Below are 16408 nucleotides of genomic sequence, written 5' to 3'. Positions count from 1 at the left end.
TCTTATTTATTTTTTATCCACTGACAGTCAGGCAAAAAGGACTGTCTCTAATTCAAGAAAGGGCTGAAATGGCATTTTACGAAGATTTTTCAAGAGTCTATGATCAGGTCATGGACCAAGAACTTTATGAGCAATGGCTTGATTTTACAAAAAGACATCTACCAAAAGAAACAAAATCAGTTTTTGAGTTAGCTTGCGGCTCTGGGGCTTTATCAGTGCGCTTGGCTCAAGAAGGCTATGAAGTGACTGGTCTTGATATTTCTGAAGAAATGTTAACTTTAGCCAGTAAAAAAGCGCGTCAGGCAGGTCATAAACTTGAGTTTACTGCTGGTAATATGCGTGACCTTTCTGGTCTTGGAAAATTTGATGCAGTGACTTGTTATTCTGATTCACTTTGTTATTTGGAAAATTTGAATGAAGTACAAGCTACTTTTGATGGTGTTTTTGAAATACTCAATGAGGGTGGGACTTTTATTTTTGATGTTCATTCAACTCATCAAGTAGACGAAGTTTTTCCTAACTACTCTTACCATGAAAATGCGGAAGATTTCGCTTTCTTGTGGGATTCTTTTGAAGGGGAAGTGCCTCATTCAATCGTCCATGAGTTGAGCTTTTTCATTCAAGGAGAGGATGGACGCTTTACAAGAAAAGACGAAGTTCATGAAGAACGGACTTATCCGATAGATGATTATCTCGCGCATCTAGCAACGGCAGGCTTTAAAGAAGCAATAGTCTGTGCAGATTTTACTGATGAAGCACCTAGCAAAGAGAGCGCACGTTGGTTTTTTGTTTGTAAAAAGTAAAGTAAATCCATATCTGTCAGCTACTGACAGATTTTTTTAGAGGTATAAAATGACGAAAATTACAGGTATTATTGCTGAATTTAATCCTTTTCATAAGGGACATGAGTATCTTTTGAATCAAATTGATGGTCCAAAAATTGTCGCTATGTCCGGAAATTGGATGCAGCGAGGCGAGCCAGCTATTTTTGATAAATGGACAAGAGCAGAGATGGCCTTGTCTTGTGGCGCAGATTTAGTCGTTGAATTGCCAGTAACTGTTTCTGTGCAAGCTGCCGATTTTTTTGCAAGTGGGGCTGTGGATATCTTAAAAAATCTTGGCATTACTGACCTTGCTTTTGGTTCAGAATCAGCAATTGATTATAATGAGATTGCTGATATTTATGAAACAAAAGAGACGGAAATGGAAAGTTTTATCAAAGCATTGCCTGAGCAACTCTCTTATCCCGAAAAAACACAAATGATGTGGCAACATTTTACAGGAATTAAATTTGATGGGAACACGCCTAATCATGTTCTTGCTCTCGCTTATGCAAAAGCTGCTGCGGGGGAAAATATTAATTTGCAAGCGATTAAACGTGTTGGAAAATTCCATTCGACCAAACTGACAGAGGGATTTGCCAGCGCGACGGCACTCCGTCAGTCATTGTTTTCACTGACAGAAAGGAAAAATTTACTGACAGAGCAAACTCATCAATCGGTCAGTCAAAAACCTGCGATCTTAGACTTGTCAGCAATAAAAAATCATGTCCCATCAGTGATTTTAGAAACTTATGCAAGTCCAAAAACCAATTGGGCAGCTTATTTTCCACTTTTGCAATATAAAATCAGGCTTGATGACCACTTGGAAAATATTTTCCAAGTAAATCAAGAACTTTCTGTTCGCTTAAAAAATGCGGTCAAATCTGCTAAAAATTTTGATGAATTAGTAGAACTTGTATATACTAAACGTTATACCAAAGCGCGTGTTCGTAGGCTCTTAACATATATTTTGTTAAATATTCCAAAAGAGTTTAATTTACCAAAAGAGATTCATATTCTTGGTTTTTCAAAAGCTGGACAAGAAATTTTAGCTCAAAATAGAGGAAAAATCATCAGTAAAATTGGTCAAAAACCTTGGGATGAGCTGACGCAGAAAGCTGATGAAATCTATCAATTAGGAAATGTTAATTTTAAAGAACAAAATTTTGGGCGAAAACCAATTATTAAAAGAGAAAAATAAAAAAGACTTGCTTAAATTGAAAGCGTAAAAACGGGATTTTTTCGATTTCTCATAGACGAGCCTTTACAAATTGTGATATAATATGATAGAAAAAATCATGTAGATCACTAATCTGCCAATAATTTAAATAAAATTTCAAGGAGACTATTCCAATGGGACGTAAATGGGCCAATATTGTTGCTAAAAAAACCGCTAAAGATGGGGCAACTTCTAAAGTATATGCAAAATTCGGTGTCGAAATCTATGCTGCTGCCAAACAAGGTGAACCAGATCCAGAATCAAATTCATCATTAAAATTCGTTATTGAACGCGCTAAACAAGCACAAGTTCCAAAACACGTCATTGATAAAGCGATTGATAAAGCTAAAGGTGGCGGAGATGAAACATTTGTTCAAGGACGTTATGAAGGATTTGGACCAAACGGTTCAATGGTGATTGCCGAAACTTTGACTTCAAATGTTAACCGCACGATTGCTAATGTTCGTACTACTTTCCATAAAAATGGTGGAAATATTGGAGCAGCCGGTGCGGTCAGCTACATGTTTGACAATACTGGAGTCATTGTTTTTGAAGGAACAGACCCTGACCATATTTTTGAAATCTTGCTTGATGCTGAGGTTGACGTTCGTGATGTGACAGAAGAAGAAGGAAATATCGTTGTTTACACTGAACCAACTGACCTTCACAAAGGAATTGCAGCCCTTAAAGCAGCTGGAATTACTGAATTCTCAACAACAGAACTAGAAATGATTGCTCAATCAGAAGTAGAACTTTCACCAGAAGATTTGGAAATTTTTGAAGGACTTATCGATGCTCTCGAAGACGACGATGATGTTCAAAAAGTTTATCACAACGTGGCAAATCTCTAATTATGAGAAAAAATCTGTTATAAAGGCAGTTTTTTTTATTTATAAATTTGATATAATAAAAGCATGTCTAGCCCAAAAATTGATTATAAAAAAAGTGATAAAAACTATTATTTACCAAAAGGAATTTCTTTAATTGAGCTGCCTGCTCTGAATTATCTGATGATAGATGGTAAAGGAGCACCAACAAGTCCAGCTTTTCAAGAAGCCATTGCCCTTTTATATGCGACAGCTTATATGTTTTCAATGTCTTATCGAAATTCAAATTTTACAATTAAAAATTTTCAGCCTTTTGTGGTTCCTCCACTTGAAGGATTGTGGACAAGTAAAAATGAACCTATTGATGGAAAAATAGATAAAAAGGACTTTATTTGGCGCTTGATGCTTAGAATGCCTGATTTTGTCAATGACCAAGTGATTGACAAAGCGAAAAAATTGGTTGAAGTTAAAAAAGGCTTGGATTTATCAGGACTTGAATTTGGAAAAGTTGAAGATGGCTTATGTTTACAAGCACTTCATGTCGGATCCTTTGACCAAGAGGGAGAAACTTTTGAGAAGCTTTTTGCTTATGCTGAAAAACATGATTTAAAAGCTATCCACAAAGAGTTTCATCATCGAGAAATTTATATCAGTGATTTTAGAAAGACAGCAGCAGAAAAATTGAAAACAACAGTCCGAATTTTTGTGGAGAAGGGACAAGAAAAATGAAAAAAACAGATTGGTCACAGCCATTACGCAACCGATTAGCGGAAGATTATTTCCCTAAAATGATTGAATTTATCAATCAGACTTATCAAGAGGGGAAAATTTATCCACCAGAAAATCAAATTTTTCGGGCAATTGAACTGACTCCTTTGGCACAAACAAAGGTTATTATTGTTGGACAAGACCCTTATCCTCAGCCGGGGAAAGCTCAAGGTTTGGCTTTCTCTTATCCAGCGACTTTCAAAGTGAATCGCCCAGATTCGATTGTTAATATCCAAAAAAAATTGCGTGAGGAAGGTTTTTCTAAAGAAGATAGTGATTTGACGGCTTGGGCCGAGCAAGGCGTATTGCTTTTAAATGCGGTCTTGACCGTACCCGAGTTTGCTTCAAATGCCCATGCTGGGAAAATTTGGGAACCATTGACAGACGAAATTATCAAAATTGCCTCAGATGATGAGCGACCAAAAGTTTTCATTCTTTGGGGAGGTTTTGCTAGAAAGAAAGCCAAACTAATTGATGGAAGTAAGCATCTCATACTAGAAGCGGCTCATCCGTCACCTTTATCAGCAAGTCGTGGTTTTTTTGGCTCGCATCCTTTTTCAAAAACCAATGATTTTCTGGTTCAAACAGGTCAAAGTCCGATTGATTGGAGCAAATAAAAAGCGGTCAGTAATCTGACAGCTTTTTTTATTTATCTAAAAGTAAAGAACGATTTTTCCGTGAGTGTGACGGCTCATTTGTAAATTGACTGCTTCTAAATAGTCATTGATGGGGAATTTAGCAGCGATTGGGACAGTTAATTATGGCTACCAATGGCAGTCAAAACCATCTCCATATCAGAAGGAATCGCTTCGCCACCTGTAGCCGTTGGAACACCAGCCGGAGGCTCTGGGTACATGATGACAGTGGACATTTTGTCAGCTTTGACTCCTAATTCAAGAGCGGTATTTAAACTTTCAAAACTATGTAAGTCAATGGCGGCAGTGATTCCTTTGCCCTTTAGACGGTCAGTCAAACCTTCGCCATAAGCGACTTGTTCAGCTCCAAGCTCCTTTAAAAAGTCGGCAGTTGAGTCAGAAGCTGTCCCGATAACTTTTGCTCCCCATAATTGAGCAAGTTGAACAGCGAAAATGCCGACTCCTCCTGCTGCTCCACCGATTAAGAGAGTATCTCCATTTTTAACATGTGCTTTTCGTAAGGCGACGGCAGCTGTAAGACCGGCGACAGCGAGGGTAGAGGCAACATCATTTTCTATAAAATCAGGGGTGTGATAGAGCCCAGGTTCTTTGGTTGAAGCAATGAGTTGCTCGGTGGCCGCCCCTTTCATCGTCGTTCCAAAAACACGGTCGCCAACTTTGAAGTCGGTCACTTCTGCACCGATTTGGTCAATTTGCCCAGCAAAATCATAAGCAAAAGTTTGTGGAAGTTTGACTCCAAAATTTGGTGCGACTTCTGGATGTCCCATAATTGCCCAATCCATTGGATTAAGTCCGACATGACTGACTATAATAGAAACTTCATTGGCTTTAGGTTCTAAGCTTGGGAGGTCAACGAGTTCAAGAACTTCTGGTTGCCCAAATCTTTTGTATTGTAGTGCTTTAACCATTTATTTTCTCCTTTGAAATTGATTCATTTGACCAAATCCATCTGCCACAACTTTTGGAAGACCTGCTTTGACAAAGTTTTCTATCAAATCTTCCACAGAAATAGTGACATATTGGGCAGAAATGTTATTAGTTCCCAAGGCATTGACCCAATCAGTACCTGTTGCCCAATCAGAAACGACATATTTTATTTTACTGACAGCTTTGTCCGTCAGTAAATCATTGATACGATTGTAAACAGCATCAGCAATATCACTTGGATGAACCCAAGCTCGCATTGTTTCAGGACTGATGGCTTCAAAAATTTTTCCTTGAGCCTTAAGTAGCGCAATTTCTGTCAGTAAATTGGTATAAAAACCAACGGGACGAATGTGTTTAACGGTAACACCAGTGAGTTCATCAAGCCCATCTTCCATGGCATGATATTCGTAGAGAATCCCAGCTTCTGGGCTTTGGGCACCGACTGAGCTAAGGTTAATGACTTTTTTGACATCAGCCTTTTTGATGGCCTGACTGTAAATTTTTGCCAAATCAGACATTGATGTTGCTGACGAAAAAGCGATACCCGTAATCATGAGATAAACCAAATCAGAACCAGTGAAAGTTCGGCTGAGAAAGTCGAGGTCAGTATTTAATCCAACCGCAGCTTTCGCACCGAGCTTTTCAATAGCCGCAGCTCCTTCTGGACGTGAAGTAATGACAGTGACTTCATGTCCGTCAGCGATTAATCTGGGGATAAAATGTCGATTGATGTTTCCTAATGAACCTAAAAGTGTAATTTTCATACTTGTTCTCTTTTCTATTTTTTAAAGGGCATTGGCGTCTTTTGCGTCAGTGATAGACGGATAGAGGAAGTTGAAGTCAAAATCTTTTTTCAAACGATGATTTGAAGAAACCGACTCCCATTTGTTGTGGTCATTGTCAGTTGGACGTTCTTGAGCAATATTTTCAATGGATAAAATGTCAGCGATAGAAGTTTCAGAATCATCAACGATGTTGTAAAGGTCATGTTTCAAGTCTTTAGTGTGAACGATTTGGAGGAGCGCGCGGTCAATATCTGTATGATGAACCAGCGAATTTAGCTTATCAGGATGACGTTCTGTCAGATAAGGGGCAAGTTCGTTCAGATGAGGGTCCTTATCCCCATAGACTAAGCCAAAGCGAGTAATGACAAGTTCGGTAGCTGTCCCAGCTAATAAGCTGTGAAGTCCTTTTTCGGCAGCAATTTTACTTGCTGGATAAGTCGCTTTTCCAGTCGGTTCATCGTTTTCTGTGGCCGGGCGATTAAGCGTATTTCCGAGATAAACATTAGTTGTACTTGCAAAAATAAAACGTTGGACTTTGGCTTCAAGTGCTGACTTGACTGATGAAATCGTATTTTATAGCTTTCTCTTGACAGTTTCAGTCTTAATTTTATATAATGTCAGTAACTGACATTTGAGAATAGTATAATCCTTTGGAAAGTAATTGTCAAGAAAAATGTCATAAACTGACATTTTGGGGTTTTTGGATATGTTTAGGAAGAAAAAATGAAAAAATCAAGTCAAGAAAAATTATATGAAGCAGCGCTTGAGCTGATTACAGCACAAGGCTATGACAATACCACCGTTTTACAAATCGCAACTAAAGCCGGCCTAACTGAGCGAACTTTCTTTCGCAAATTTAAAAATAAAGCGGATATTTTCTTTGCCGGAGGCGAGCAATACAGCGAAATGTTACTGAATAAAATGCGAGAATCAAAAGAAACAAATCCTTTATTTATCGTACTTGATGGTTATTTCTATGCTGCAGACTTCTTTGATGAACATCGAGAAAGAACAGTCAAAAGACAAAAAATAATTGCCAGCCACCCTGATTTGGAAGAGCGTGAACTCCTTAAACAAAGTAAAATTGAGGGACTCTTGGTCGAATACTTACTGACAGATTATGAGGAAAGAACAGCAAGACTTGCGGTTCGTTTGGCTCGTGCAATATACAGTGTAGCATGGGAAGAATGGTTAGAAAATGAGACGGAAAGTTTACGTCAACTATTAGAAAAGGCTATTGGCTCTTATAATGATTTGAAAAATTACTGACGGAAATACTAGCATATCCGTAAATGCGCTAAAGCGCAAACGGCTATCCTATGACAGAAGTCTTGTCAGTAAAATAAAAACTACTGACAGAGTTGTCAGCAGTTTTTTTGTTTTATTCTAGTCCTTTTTTCCAAGGGTCGAGCCAATTGACAAAAAGCGCAATGAAAAGAAGTAAGCCGGAGATAAGCGCAAGCAAGTGCATACCATTAAATAAGGTGTGACGCAAAGGGGCAACGAGTGCAGTTGGAATATTTTTTAAAGCTTGAGCATCAGAAATTTGATTAAGAAGTGTCGTCGTAAGTTTTGGATTATGTGCAGTTGAGTCAGTAAATGTACGGTTGAGAGCGATTGATAAGCCAGATAAGACAAGTGTTGTTCCCATTGTTCTTAGTAAAGCATTAACGGCAGTCGCTGCACCAATCAAATGCTTAGCGACACTTTCTTGAACTGCAACCTGCAAGGTAATGTTGACAATCCCAAAGGCGGTGCCAAGAATTGCTGTTGCCACAAAGAGCATAAGAATTGAGGCATGTTCAGGCAAACTAAATAAGAAAAGTGCACCTAAAACCATGATAGCAAAACCGATATAAATCGTTCTTTTTTCGCCGACTTTTTGAATGAGATGATTGACATTTCTCGTTCCGATAACTAGCATGATTGCTGATGGAATCAAAACCATTCCACCGACTAATGCCGTTGCGCCCATGACGCCTTGCCCCCAAGTGGGCAGATAGTTTGTATAAAAACCAAAGAAACCATATTGCATGAAAAACATGACATTTTTAGCGATAAATGAAGGGTTTTTGAAAAGTTCAAGCGGAACAATGGGGTCAACCGCTCTTTTTTCAGCAAAATAAAATCCAGTGAAAAAGAGCAAACTGATGACTAATAAAGCAATCAACAAAGGAAGATTAATGACCGCATTCCCCATCATTTGAAAAAGAAGCATAATGGCAATGACGGCAATGGATAGAGAAGCAGAACCAGCAAAATCAATTGATTTTTTAGTATGGTCAGTTTTAAGATCGAAATTTTTCCAAACAATAAAAGCCATGTAAATCCCAATCGGAATATTGATGAAAAAGACCCAGCGCCAGTCAAGTAAGGTTACAATCAAACCTCCGACAATTGGTCCTGCAATAGTTGAAAATGAATAAGCAGCGACAGTATTTCCAATCACGCGTCTCCGCTCATCAGCCTGATACATCATTCCATAGATGACAAAAGGAAGTTGAATCATCACACCAGCACCAAGCCCGATGAGGGCGCGGGCGACAATGACCATCAACATATTGACGGCCAATCCCTCGCCGAGAGAGCCGATGGTAAATAAAAGCGTGCCGAGCACAAACATTTGTTTATAACCAAAACGTTCGGCCAGTTTTGTCCAAATGGGAGAAGAAACAGCCATGAGGAGCATATAAATAGTTACAACCCAACTCATCAACTTGATGCCGTGTAATTCTGCCATCATTGCTGGCAGAGCAGTAGCCACAATTGAGCCTTCCAAACCTGCCATGACATTGGAAAGCATAAAGGCTCGTATCGAGCGTTTTTCTTGTATTTTATTCAATTTTTCTCTTTTCTATATTAAAATAAAGATTCAAAATGCGGTGGTTGACACTTTGAAATCAACATGCTATATTATAGCAAGTTAGAGTTACTCTAAGTCAAGAGAAAAAATTGACTTTTTATTAATTAATGAATAAAAAATGTAAAATGACCCAAAAGATGGGTTTTATAAGTTCAAAGGAGAACAAATGGTCACTATTGCGACAGTCGCAGGAAGAACAGGGATTTCAGCCTACAATTTAAGATTTTATGAAAAAGAAGGTTTGATTTCGGTTCCACGCACCAAAGCTGGAATTCGAGACTTTGATGAAGCAGCAGAATCAAGAATTAATGCCATTCGCCATTATCGCTGTGCCGGTTTGAGTTTAGCACAGATTAAAGAAGTTTTTGCCAATACAGACAAACATGAGATGATTATCGAGGTTTTAAAAGTTCGTAAAAAGGAAATGGAAAAAGAATTAGCCGAACTGGAAAAATCAATGGCTTATTTGGATAAAAAAATAAATATTCATCAAGAACGCATGAATGAAGAAGCTGCAGCTAAAGCTAGTCTAGTTTGACAAGGCTATATCCATTTGATATAATAGAAAGGTCGTGTGAAAGACCACGAACTCTCGAGCTGGAAATGGGGTGAAAATCTATGTCAAAAACACTTGTACGCAAAAATGAATCACTTGACGACGCACTCCGTCGCTTCAAACGTTCAGTAACAAAAGCTGGAACTCTTCAAGAGCTCCGCAAACGTGAACACTACGAAAAACCTTCTGTAAAACGTAAACGTAAATCAGAAGCAGCTCGTAAACGTAAAAAATACTAATTAGAATTTTTAATCACTGACTTCTGTCAGTGATTTTTTTATTTATTAGCTTTTACTAAGAAAGCTGTCAGTAAATTTTGTTAAAATGGAGATTAAAGGGGGATAAAATGACTAAGATTAAACATATTTTTTCTGATTTAGATGGCACTTTGCTTGATGACCAAGGTAAAATTTCCCAAAAGACTCAAGAGGTGATTGAAAACTCTAATCTTCCATTTTCTCTGGTTTCAGCAAGAGCGCCCCAAGCGATGGAAGAACTGATTAATCAGTTGAATTTAAAAAGCGCACAAGTTGCATTTAATGGTGGGCTTATTTTTGCTAAAAATGAAGTCATTAAAACAAATCCATTGGTTCATGCTAGCACTCAAAAATTGATTAAGACAATCAAAAAAGATTATCCTGAAATAAATCTATCCCTGTACAGTTTAAGCGATTGGTACGTTGAAAAGATTGATGCAGACATCAAACAAGAAATGCAATTTACTCCACAAGTTCCCAAGTTAGTAAATTTGGAAGCATTGGTAACTGAGCGGCCAAGACTAGAAATATTTAAAATTCTTTTGATTACACCAAACGAAATAAAGCTAGAAGAAATCAAAAGACATTTAGAAAAGTTGAATTTTCCAGATATAATAATCCAAAAAACTTGGGAAACATATCTGGAAATTACACATCTTGAAGCTCAAAAAGCTAAAGCAGTTCAATTTATCGCTCAAAGAGAACGATTAGAACAAAGAGAACTTGCAGCTTTTGGTGATAATGAAAATGATTTGTCAATGTTAAAAGCAGTCGGTCTACCAATTGTCATGGCAAATGCTTCTGATGATTTGAAAAAAATAGGAAAAGTGATTACAAAAAGTAATACAGAAGATGGTGTAGCTTATGGAATTCAAAAATATATTACTGATAGCTCACTCTAAGTTGCTTAGCAAAGCTCAAAAAATCTGTCAGTAAAAATAAAATCAAGAATCTTGTAAAAGTAACCCTTTACAAGCTAAAAGTAAAATTCTCAAAGCCAAAATATCCGAATTTGTGATATAATTAACCTATCGATTTGAATTGAATCAGCATGGTGCTTTTTCAATCTCAACAAAATTATCTTATAAGGAGAATTTTTCCAAATGGCAAAATTGACTGTAAAAGACGTTGAACTTAAAGGCAAAAAAGTCCTCGTACGTGTTGACTTTAATGTTCCAATTAAAGATGGCGTAATCACAAATGATAACCGTATCACTGCTGCGCTTCCAACAATCAAATACATCCTTGAACAAGGTGGACGTGCAGTCCTCTTCTCTCACTTGGGACGTGTTAAAGAAGAAGCTGATAAAGCTGGTAAATCACTTGCACCAGTAGCTAAAGCTCTCTCTGAAAAACTTGGTCAAGACGTTGTTTTCCCAGGAACTACTCGTGGAGCAGAACTTGAAGCAGCAATCAACGAACTTAAAGATGGAGAAATCCTTCTCGTTGAAAACACTCGTTTTGAAGATATCGACGGTAAAAAAGAATCTAAAAACGATCCAGAACTTGGTAAATACTGGGCTTCACTCGGTGACGGAATCTTCGTTAACGATGCATTTGGTACAGCTCACCGTGCTCACGCATCAAACGTTGGTATCTCAGCAAATGTTGAAAAAGCCGTTGCTGGTTTCCTTCTTGAAAACGAAATTGCTTATATCCAAGAAGCAGTTGAAGCTCCAGAACGTCCATTCGTAGCAATCCTTGGTGGTTCTAAAGTTTCAGATAAAATCGGTGTTATCGAAAACCTCCTTTCAAAAGCTGATAAAGTTATCATCGGTGGTGGGATGGCTTACACATTCTTGAAAGCACAAGGTTACGAAATCGGAACTTCACTCGTTGAAGATGACAAACTTGACCTTGCTAAAGAATTGCTTGAAAAAGCAGCAGGAAAATTGATTTTGCCACTTGACCACAAAGTTGCTAACGCATTTGCTGGTTACACAGAAGTAAAAGAAACTGCTGACCAAAACATTCCTGCAGGCTTCATGGGACTTGACGTAGCAAGCAAAACAATTGCTGACTACAACACACAACTTGAAGGCGCTAAAACAGTTGTTTGGAATGGCCCAGTTGGTGTATTCGAAAACCCAGACTTCCAAGCAGGTACTGTTGGATTGATGGAAGCTATCGTTAAACAACCAGGTGTTAAATCAATCATCGGTGGTGGTGACTCAGCAGCAGCAGCTATCAACCTCGGTTATGCAGAAAAATTCTCATGGATTTCAACTGGTGGTGGAGCTTCAATGGAACTCCTTGAAGGTAAAGTACTTCCAGGACTTGCAGCTTTGACTGAAAAATAAGAATTAAAAAAAGCTTGTCTCTGACAAGCTTTTTCTTTACAATGAAAAGAGATTAAGATGACAGGAAAATACCCTATTCTTGTTTTTGATATCAATGAAACCTTGCTAAGTTTCGAAAGCTTAGAAAGTTTTTTCGCTAAATATTTTGATGATAAAAAAGTCTACGTCAGTGGTTTTCTGAACAAATTTTATACAGTCAGGCTCTAACCTTGAGTAGGAACTATTATGATTTTGGAGAACTTGCGACATCAGTTTTGCAAATGGTTGCTGAACTCCATAATCATTCTTTAAATGATAGAGTTTTGTTAGAGTTCAAACAGTTGCTTGGACAGCTCCTGCCTTATCCAGAGGTAGAAAAAGGACTTGAAATGTTGAAACAATCAGGTTTTCGTATGATTGCTTTGACTAATTCACCTACGCTTAGCAGTCAGGTTTCGCTTGAACGCTCTGGCCTACGTAAGTATTTTGAAAATGTCATCTCTGTGGAAGAAGTTCAGCAGTATAAACCAGCCCCAGCCACTTATAGACGAGTTCGTGAGTTAATTGGATTTGAGGAAAAATATTGCATGATTGCTTGTCATATTTGGGATTTATTAGGCGCTCAAAGTGAAAACTTTGATACCGCTTTTATCAAACGACAAGGCAATGCGACTTTGCCCAATCTATTTCAAGATAATTTTGTAGCTGATGATTTACAAGAATTATCAAAATTGCTAATAAAAAAATATTAAACAAAGTTCTCTTAACTTTTTAGCAGCTTCACAAGATCAAAATTTTCTGTTGAGATAAATAAAAAGAGTTTGTTTTTTAAAATCAAGCTCTTTTTGTATCTGTGCTATAATTTGATTATATGAAATTCTATACTTCAACGACAGAAATTCCAGAAGAAATGTTAAAAGGAGTGGAGTTAACTCACACTCATTTGTCCTATCTTTCAGAAACTGGAATTCTCTATGATAATACATTCGATAATAAGGCAGTTCCAATTATTTCAGGAGGTGGAAGTGGTCATGAACCCGCTCACATTGGTTATGTTGGGGATGGGATGCTTGCTGCAGCTGTGGATGGCCCTCTATTTGTACCGCCAAGAGCTAAAAATATTTTAAAAGCCATTCGTCAAGTTAATTCAGGCAAAGGTGTTTTTGTGATTATCAAAAATTTCGAAGCTGATTTAAAAGAGTTTAAAAAAGCGATTGAAGAGGCAAGAACTGAAGGAATTGACGTCAGATACATTGTCAGCCATGATGATATTTCGGTAAATACTTATAATTTTCATAAGAGACATCGCGGAGTTGCTGGAACGGTTTTGCTTCATAAAATTCTCGGTGCTTTTGCCAAAGAAGGGGCAAGTATTGATGAAATTGAACAATTAGCTCTGTCACTTTCCCCAGAAATTTATACTTTGGGTGTCGCCTTAGCACCTGTTCATTTTCCTCATCAAAAGACTTCATTTGTTCTAGCTGAAGATGAAGTTTCTTTTGGAATTGGAATACACGGAGAACCCGGTTATCGTGTTGAAAAATTTGAAGGCTCTGAGCGTATTGCCGTAGAATTAGTAAATAAGTTAAAAGCAGAAATTAATTGGCAAAAAAAAGCCAATAAAAATTATATTTTGCTTGTAAATGGTCTTGGTTCAACGACTTTAATGGAACTCTATCATTTTCAATACGATGTCATGCGCCTTTTAGAACTTGAAGGATTATCCATTAAGTTTTGTAAAGTCGGGAACTTAATGACAAGTTGTGATATGTCAGGAATTTCATTAACACTTTGTTCTGTCAAAGATTTTAAATGGTTGGACTATCTGAATGCTCCAACTGGAGCTTTCGCCTGGTAATCAATCTTTAAAAAGATTCAGTTGAGTAAGTAAGAGTTTAACTATTTGAGGATAAAGGTCCTCTAAAGAATTTCCTCTAATGATTGATTTTTTAGTTATTGCACAAATTGCTGCAGCATTATAACGACATATAAATGATTTTTCTAAGTCTGACCAATGATAGTCAGACTTATTTTCTTGGTCAAAAAGCACTTTATCAAGCAAATTTTCCCATTGAATAAGGAAAAAGTGTTCAAAATTTTTATCAATAACAAAAATTTTTTGATAAAAAATTTGATTTTCATCTAAGTAACGTAATAAAAGCAAGAGTTCTTTTTGCCAGCCATAATAATCCAGATTATCATTAATTAATTCGGCAAAGTCATTCTCAAAAATCCAAGATAAAAGTTCTTCTTGGTTTTGAAAGTAATTATAAAAAGTTTGTCGTCTAATTTTTGCGACTTGCATGATATCACTGACCGAAATCTGGTGATAGGCATTACTTTGCATTAAGTCTTTAAAGGACTTAGCAATAATTTTTTGTGTAATGATTGATTTTTTCATATTTTAAAAGAAAGCGGACACATTTTGCGATTTGTCCCTTATTTTTATCAAATTTTTATTTTATACTAAGTATAACATAAGAAACTCAGGAGGATGAGCGATGAAAAAAATTATTAATCAACCACAAGATGTGATCTCAGAAATGTTAGCCGGATTGGCCTATGCTTACGGGGATTTGATTGAAAAAGTTCCAGATTTTGAAATTATTCAACGTAAAAGTCCTAAAAGTGGGAAAGTTGCCTTAGTCTCAGGTGGAGGTTCTGGACACGAACCGGCTCATGCTGGCTTTGTTGGGGAAGGAATGCTGTCAGCAGCTGTTTGTGGAGCTGTTTTTACTTCTCCAACTCCTGACCAGATTTTTGAAGCAATCAAAGCAGCTGATGAAGGAGCTGGTGTGCTCTTGATTATCAAAAATTATTCAGGCGATGTCATGAACTTTGAAATGGCAAGAGAAATGGCTGAGATGGAAGAAATTAAAGTTGAACAAATTATTGTTGACGATGATATCGCTGTTGAAAATTCGCTCTATACTCAAGGAAGACGAGGAGTTGCTGGAACAGTCCTTGTTCATAAAATATTAGGCGCAGCTGCCCATCAAGGGGCTTCTTTAGATGAAATCAAAGATTTGGCTGATAAGGTCGTCAAGAATATTAAGACCATTGGCTTAGCTTTGTCGGCCGCAACAGTTCCAGAATTTGGAAAACCTGGTTTTGTTCTTGACGAAGATGAAATTGAATATGGCGTAGGAATTCATAGTGAGCCAGGATACCGTCGGGAAAAAATGAAAACTTCTTATGAGTTGGCAACAGAGCTGGTTGGTAAATTGAAAGAAGAATTCAAATTTGCAGCTGGTCAAAAATATGGAATTCTTGTGAATGGTATGGGAGCGACGCCACTGATGGAGCAATTCATTTTTATGAATGATGTTGCAAAATTACTGACAGAAGAAAAAATAGAAGTTCTTTTTAAAAAAGTTGGTAATTATATGACTTCAATTGATATGGCAGGCTTGTCACTTACAATGATTAAGTTGGAAGATGACCAATGGCTCAAAAATCTTAATGAAGACGTGAAAACTATTTCTTGGGGATAAGGAGATAGAATGTTAACAATAGATACAACCATTGAATGGTTAGGGAAATTTAACGAAAAAATACAAGAAAATAAAGCTTATCTAAGCGAACTAGACGGACCGATTGGTGACGGGGACCATGGTGCAAATATGGCTCGTGGGATGTCTGAAACAATGAAAGCATTGGAAGGTTCAAACTTTGAAAGTGTCTCAGAAATCTTAAAAAAAGTGGCCATGACCTTAATGTCAAAAGTAGGAGGAGCTTCTGGTCCTTTGTATGGTTCAGCCTTTCTAGCCATGAGTAAGGCTGCCACAGAAACTTTGGATACAAGTGAATTAATTTATGCTGGATTAGAAGCTATTCAAAAAAGAGGAAAAGCTCAAGTCGGTGAAAAAACGATGGTTGATATCTGGTCAGCATTTTTAAAAGACCTGCAAACAGATTCAGCTTCCAAAGAAAATTTAGAAAAAGTTGTTAAAGCAAGTGCAGGACTTTTAGCGACTAAAGGACGAGCTTCTTATCTTGGTGAACGCTCAATTGGGCACATTGACCCCGGAACACAATCAAGTGCTTATTTATTTGAAACACTTTTGGAGGTAGTAGCATGACTTATGGAATTGTAATCGTTTCTCATTCTTCTGAGATTGCCTCAGGATTAAAAAAATTAATTCGTGAAGTTGCTAAAGATATTTCACTAACTGCTATAGGTGGTTTAGAAAATGGAGAAATAGGTACCTCTTTTGACCGAGTTATGAATGCTATTGAAGAAAATGAGGCAGACAATCTCTTAACATTTTTTGATTTAGGAAGCGCTCGAATGAATCTAGATTTGGTTTCTGAAATGACAGACAAAGAATTAACCATTTTTAATGTCCCGGTCATTGAGGGAGCTTACACAGCGAGTGCTCTCTTAGAAGCAGGAGCAACTTTTGAAGCAATAAAAGAGCAGTTAGAAAAAATGCTGATAGAAAAATAA

20 protein-coding genes and 1 pseudogene are annotated in these 16408 nt (G+C 37.3%); 15 read left to right on the top strand and 6 right to left on the bottom strand.

Annotated elements, in window-relative coordinates; all coding sequences use genetic code 11:
• The first annotated feature begins 68 nt into the window (after positions 1-68).
• From LLA01S_RS00285 to LLA01S_RS00265, 5 genes are all read left to right on the top strand, one after another.
• Positions 69-803, top strand: a complete 735-nt coding sequence (locus LLA01S_RS00285; protein WP_061777667.1) for a class I SAM-dependent DNA methyltransferase — start codon at positions 69-71, stop codon at positions 801-803.
• 49 nt (positions 804-852) lie between these two features.
• Positions 853-2022 carry a nucleotidyltransferase gene (locus tag LLA01S_RS00280; RefSeq protein ID WP_061777646.1) on the top strand — a complete coding sequence of 390 codons (1170 nt, stop codon included), beginning with the start codon at positions 853-855 and terminating at the stop codon, positions 2020-2022.
• Between the two features lie 152 nt (positions 2023-2174).
• Positions 2175-2891: a YebC/PmpR family DNA-binding transcriptional regulator gene (locus tag LLA01S_RS00275; protein ID WP_011675268.1), complete on the top strand. Its 717-nt coding sequence runs from the start codon at positions 2175-2177 to the stop codon at positions 2889-2891.
• Between the two features lie 63 nt (positions 2892-2954).
• Entirely contained in the window at positions 2955-3596 is a 642-nt protein-coding gene (locus tag LLA01S_RS00270) for a GyrI-like domain-containing protein (protein WP_021165786.1), read from the top strand.
• Positions 3593-4252, top strand: coding sequence for a uracil-DNA glycosylase (locus LLA01S_RS00265; RefSeq protein WP_021165787.1), 660 nt, complete (start codon positions 3593-3595; stop codon positions 4250-4252). The genes LLA01S_RS00270 and LLA01S_RS00265 overlap by 4 nt, the downstream gene beginning before the upstream one ends.
• A 137-nt stretch (positions 4253-4389) precedes the next feature.
• On the opposite strand, the gene LLA01S_RS00260 is transcribed toward LLA01S_RS00265, so the two are convergent.
• The 4 genes and pseudogenes from LLA01S_RS00260 to LLA01S_RS12790 all read right to left on the bottom strand — a co-directional run.
• The gene (locus LLA01S_RS00260; protein ID WP_011675271.1) at positions 4390-5199 is read right to left on the bottom strand and encodes an NADP-dependent oxidoreductase; all 810 of its coding nucleotides are present in this window, start codon (positions 5197-5199) and stop codon (positions 4390-4392) included.
• Positions 5200-5982: an SDR family oxidoreductase gene (locus tag LLA01S_RS00255; RefSeq protein ID WP_232035081.1), complete on the bottom strand. Its 783-nt coding sequence runs from the start codon at positions 5980-5982 to the stop codon at positions 5200-5202.
• Between the two features lie 21 nt (positions 5983-6003).
• Positions 6004-6213 carry a hypothetical protein gene (locus LLA01S_RS12795; protein ID WP_232035080.1) on the bottom strand — a complete coding sequence of 70 codons (210 nt, stop codon included), beginning with the start codon at positions 6211-6213 and terminating at the stop codon, positions 6004-6006.
• Between the two features lie 90 nt (positions 6214-6303).
• A pseudogene (locus LLA01S_RS12790) lies at positions 6304-6570 on the bottom strand (NAD-dependent epimerase/dehydratase family protein); the annotation flags it as partial.
• A gap of 156 nt (positions 6571-6726) precedes the next feature.
• Here LLA01S_RS12790 and LLA01S_RS00245 point away from each other — a divergent pair.
• Positions 6727-7272 (top strand): TetR/AcrR family transcriptional regulator, encoded by a 546-nt coding sequence (locus tag LLA01S_RS00245; RefSeq protein WP_021036625.1) that lies wholly within the window; start codon positions 6727-6729, stop codon positions 7270-7272.
• 112 nt (positions 7273-7384) lie between these two features.
• Here LLA01S_RS00245 and LLA01S_RS00240 read toward each other — a convergent pair whose 3' ends face one another.
• On the bottom strand, positions 7385-8845 hold the full coding sequence (locus LLA01S_RS00240) for an MDR family MFS transporter (protein WP_081106855.1): 1461 nt from the start codon (positions 8843-8845) through the stop codon (positions 7385-7387).
• Positions 8846-9032: 187 nt separating this feature from the next.
• On the opposite strand from LLA01S_RS00240, the gene LLA01S_RS00235 reads away from it, so the two are divergent.
• From LLA01S_RS00235 to dhaQ, 6 genes are all read left to right on the top strand, one after another.
• Positions 9033-9404, top strand: coding sequence for a MerR family transcriptional regulator (locus LLA01S_RS00235; RefSeq protein ID WP_011675276.1), 372 nt, complete (start codon positions 9033-9035; stop codon positions 9402-9404).
• 80 nt (positions 9405-9484) lie between these two features.
• Positions 9485-9661, top strand: coding sequence for a 30S ribosomal protein S21 (rpsU, locus tag LLA01S_RS00230; RefSeq protein ID WP_003129844.1), 177 nt, complete (start codon positions 9485-9487; stop codon positions 9659-9661).
• 107 nt (positions 9662-9768) lie between these two features.
• Positions 9769-10581 (top strand): Cof-type HAD-IIB family hydrolase, encoded by an 813-nt coding sequence (locus tag LLA01S_RS00225; protein WP_021213074.1) that lies wholly within the window; start codon positions 9769-9771, stop codon positions 10579-10581.
• Between the two features lie 201 nt (positions 10582-10782).
• On the top strand, positions 10783-11979 hold the full coding sequence (locus tag LLA01S_RS00220; protein ID WP_011675278.1) for a phosphoglycerate kinase: 1197 nt from the start codon (positions 10783-10785) through the stop codon (positions 11977-11979).
• 209 nt (positions 11980-12188) lie between these two features.
• Entirely contained in the window at positions 12189-12710 is a 522-nt protein-coding gene (locus LLA01S_RS00215) for an HAD-IA family hydrolase (RefSeq protein WP_228764367.1), read from the top strand.
• A gap of 119 nt (positions 12711-12829) precedes the next feature.
• Positions 12830-13816, top strand: coding sequence for a DhaKLM operon coactivator DhaQ (dhaQ, locus tag LLA01S_RS00210; protein WP_061777645.1), 987 nt, complete (start codon positions 12830-12832; stop codon positions 13814-13816).
• Here the strand turns inward: dhaQ and dhaS are convergent, their stop codons facing one another.
• Complete coding sequence (gene dhaS / locus LLA01S_RS00205; protein ID WP_061777644.1) at positions 13817-14359, bottom strand: dihydroxyacetone kinase transcriptional activator DhaS; 543 nt, start codon at positions 14357-14359, stop codon at positions 13817-13819.
• 100 nt (positions 14360-14459) lie between these two features.
• Here dhaS and dhaK point away from each other — a divergent pair, with 100 nt between their 5' ends.
• Genes dhaK through dhaM form a run of 3 tightly spaced genes read left to right on the top strand, consistent with a single transcriptional unit; the run spans position 14460 to position 16408 of the window.
• Positions 14460-15452: a dihydroxyacetone kinase subunit DhaK gene (dhaK, locus tag LLA01S_RS00200; RefSeq protein ID WP_061777643.1), complete on the top strand. Its 993-nt coding sequence runs from the start codon at positions 14460-14462 to the stop codon at positions 15450-15452.
• Between the two features lie 9 nt (positions 15453-15461).
• Positions 15462-16040 (top strand): dihydroxyacetone kinase subunit DhaL, encoded by a 579-nt coding sequence (gene dhaL, locus LLA01S_RS00195; RefSeq protein ID WP_015081957.1) that lies wholly within the window; start codon positions 15462-15464, stop codon positions 16038-16040.
• On the top strand, positions 16037-16408 hold the full coding sequence (gene dhaM / locus LLA01S_RS00190) for a dihydroxyacetone kinase phosphoryl donor subunit DhaM (RefSeq protein WP_021165795.1): 372 nt from the start codon (positions 16037-16039) through the stop codon (positions 16406-16408). The genes dhaL and dhaM overlap by 4 nt, the downstream gene beginning before the upstream one ends.

This window comes from Lactococcus cremoris subsp. cremoris NBRC 100676, from assembly GCF_001591705.1.
Lineage (GTDB): Bacteria > Bacillota > Bacilli > Lactobacillales > Streptococcaceae > Lactococcus > Lactococcus cremoris.
The sequence above is the reverse complement of the archived record's forward strand: the minus strand, read 5'-3'. Positions and strand labels throughout refer to the sequence as shown.

Bases quoted from the DNA above. Each gene is read 5' to 3' on its own strand.
- LLA01S_RS00260 (WP_011675271.1), bottom strand. From the start codon at position 5,199: ATGGTTAAAGCACTACAATACAAAAGATTTGGGCAACCAGAAGTTCTT.
- LLA01S_RS00220 (WP_011675278.1), top strand. From the start codon at position 10,783: ATGGCAAAATTGACTGTAAAAGACGTTGAACTTAAAGGCAAAAAAGTC.
- LLA01S_RS00245 (WP_021036625.1), top strand. From the start codon at position 6,727: ATGAAAAAATCAAGTCAAGAAAAATTATATGAAGCAGCGCTTGAGCTG.
- dhaK (WP_061777643.1), top strand. From the start codon at position 14,460: ATGAAAAAAATTATTAATCAACCACAAGATGTGATCTCAGAAATGTTA.
- LLA01S_RS00270 (WP_021165786.1), top strand. From the start codon at position 2,955: ATGTCTAGCCCAAAAATTGATTATAAAAAAAGTGATAAAAACTATTAT.
- dhaS (WP_061777644.1), bottom strand. From the start codon at position 14,359: ATGAAAAAATCAATCATTACACAAAAAATTATTGCTAAGTCCTTTAAA.
- LLA01S_RS00255 (WP_232035081.1), bottom strand. From the start codon at position 5,982: ATGAAAATTACACTTTTAGGTTCATTAGGAAACATCAATCGACATTTT.
- LLA01S_RS00280 (WP_061777646.1), top strand. From the start codon at position 853: ATGACGAAAATTACAGGTATTATTGCTGAATTTAATCCTTTTCATAAG.
- LLA01S_RS00235 (WP_011675276.1), top strand. From the start codon at position 9,033: ATGGTCACTATTGCGACAGTCGCAGGAAGAACAGGGATTTCAGCCTAC.
- rpsU (WP_003129844.1), top strand. From the start codon at position 9,485: ATGTCAAAAACACTTGTACGCAAAAATGAATCACTTGACGACGCACTC.
- LLA01S_RS00275 (WP_011675268.1), top strand. From the start codon at position 2,175: ATGGGACGTAAATGGGCCAATATTGTTGCTAAAAAAACCGCTAAAGAT.
- dhaL (WP_015081957.1), top strand. From the start codon at position 15,462: ATGTTAACAATAGATACAACCATTGAATGGTTAGGGAAATTTAACGAA.
- LLA01S_RS00285 (WP_061777667.1), top strand. From the start codon at position 69: ATGGCATTTTACGAAGATTTTTCAAGAGTCTATGATCAGGTCATGGAC.
- LLA01S_RS00225 (WP_021213074.1), top strand. From the start codon at position 9,769: ATGACTAAGATTAAACATATTTTTTCTGATTTAGATGGCACTTTGCTT.
- dhaM (WP_021165795.1), top strand. From the start codon at position 16,037: ATGACTTATGGAATTGTAATCGTTTCTCATTCTTCTGAGATTGCCTCA.
- LLA01S_RS00265 (WP_021165787.1), top strand. From the start codon at position 3,593: ATGAAAAAAACAGATTGGTCACAGCCATTACGCAACCGATTAGCGGAA.
- dhaQ (WP_061777645.1), top strand. From the start codon at position 12,830: ATGAAATTCTATACTTCAACGACAGAAATTCCAGAAGAAATGTTAAAA.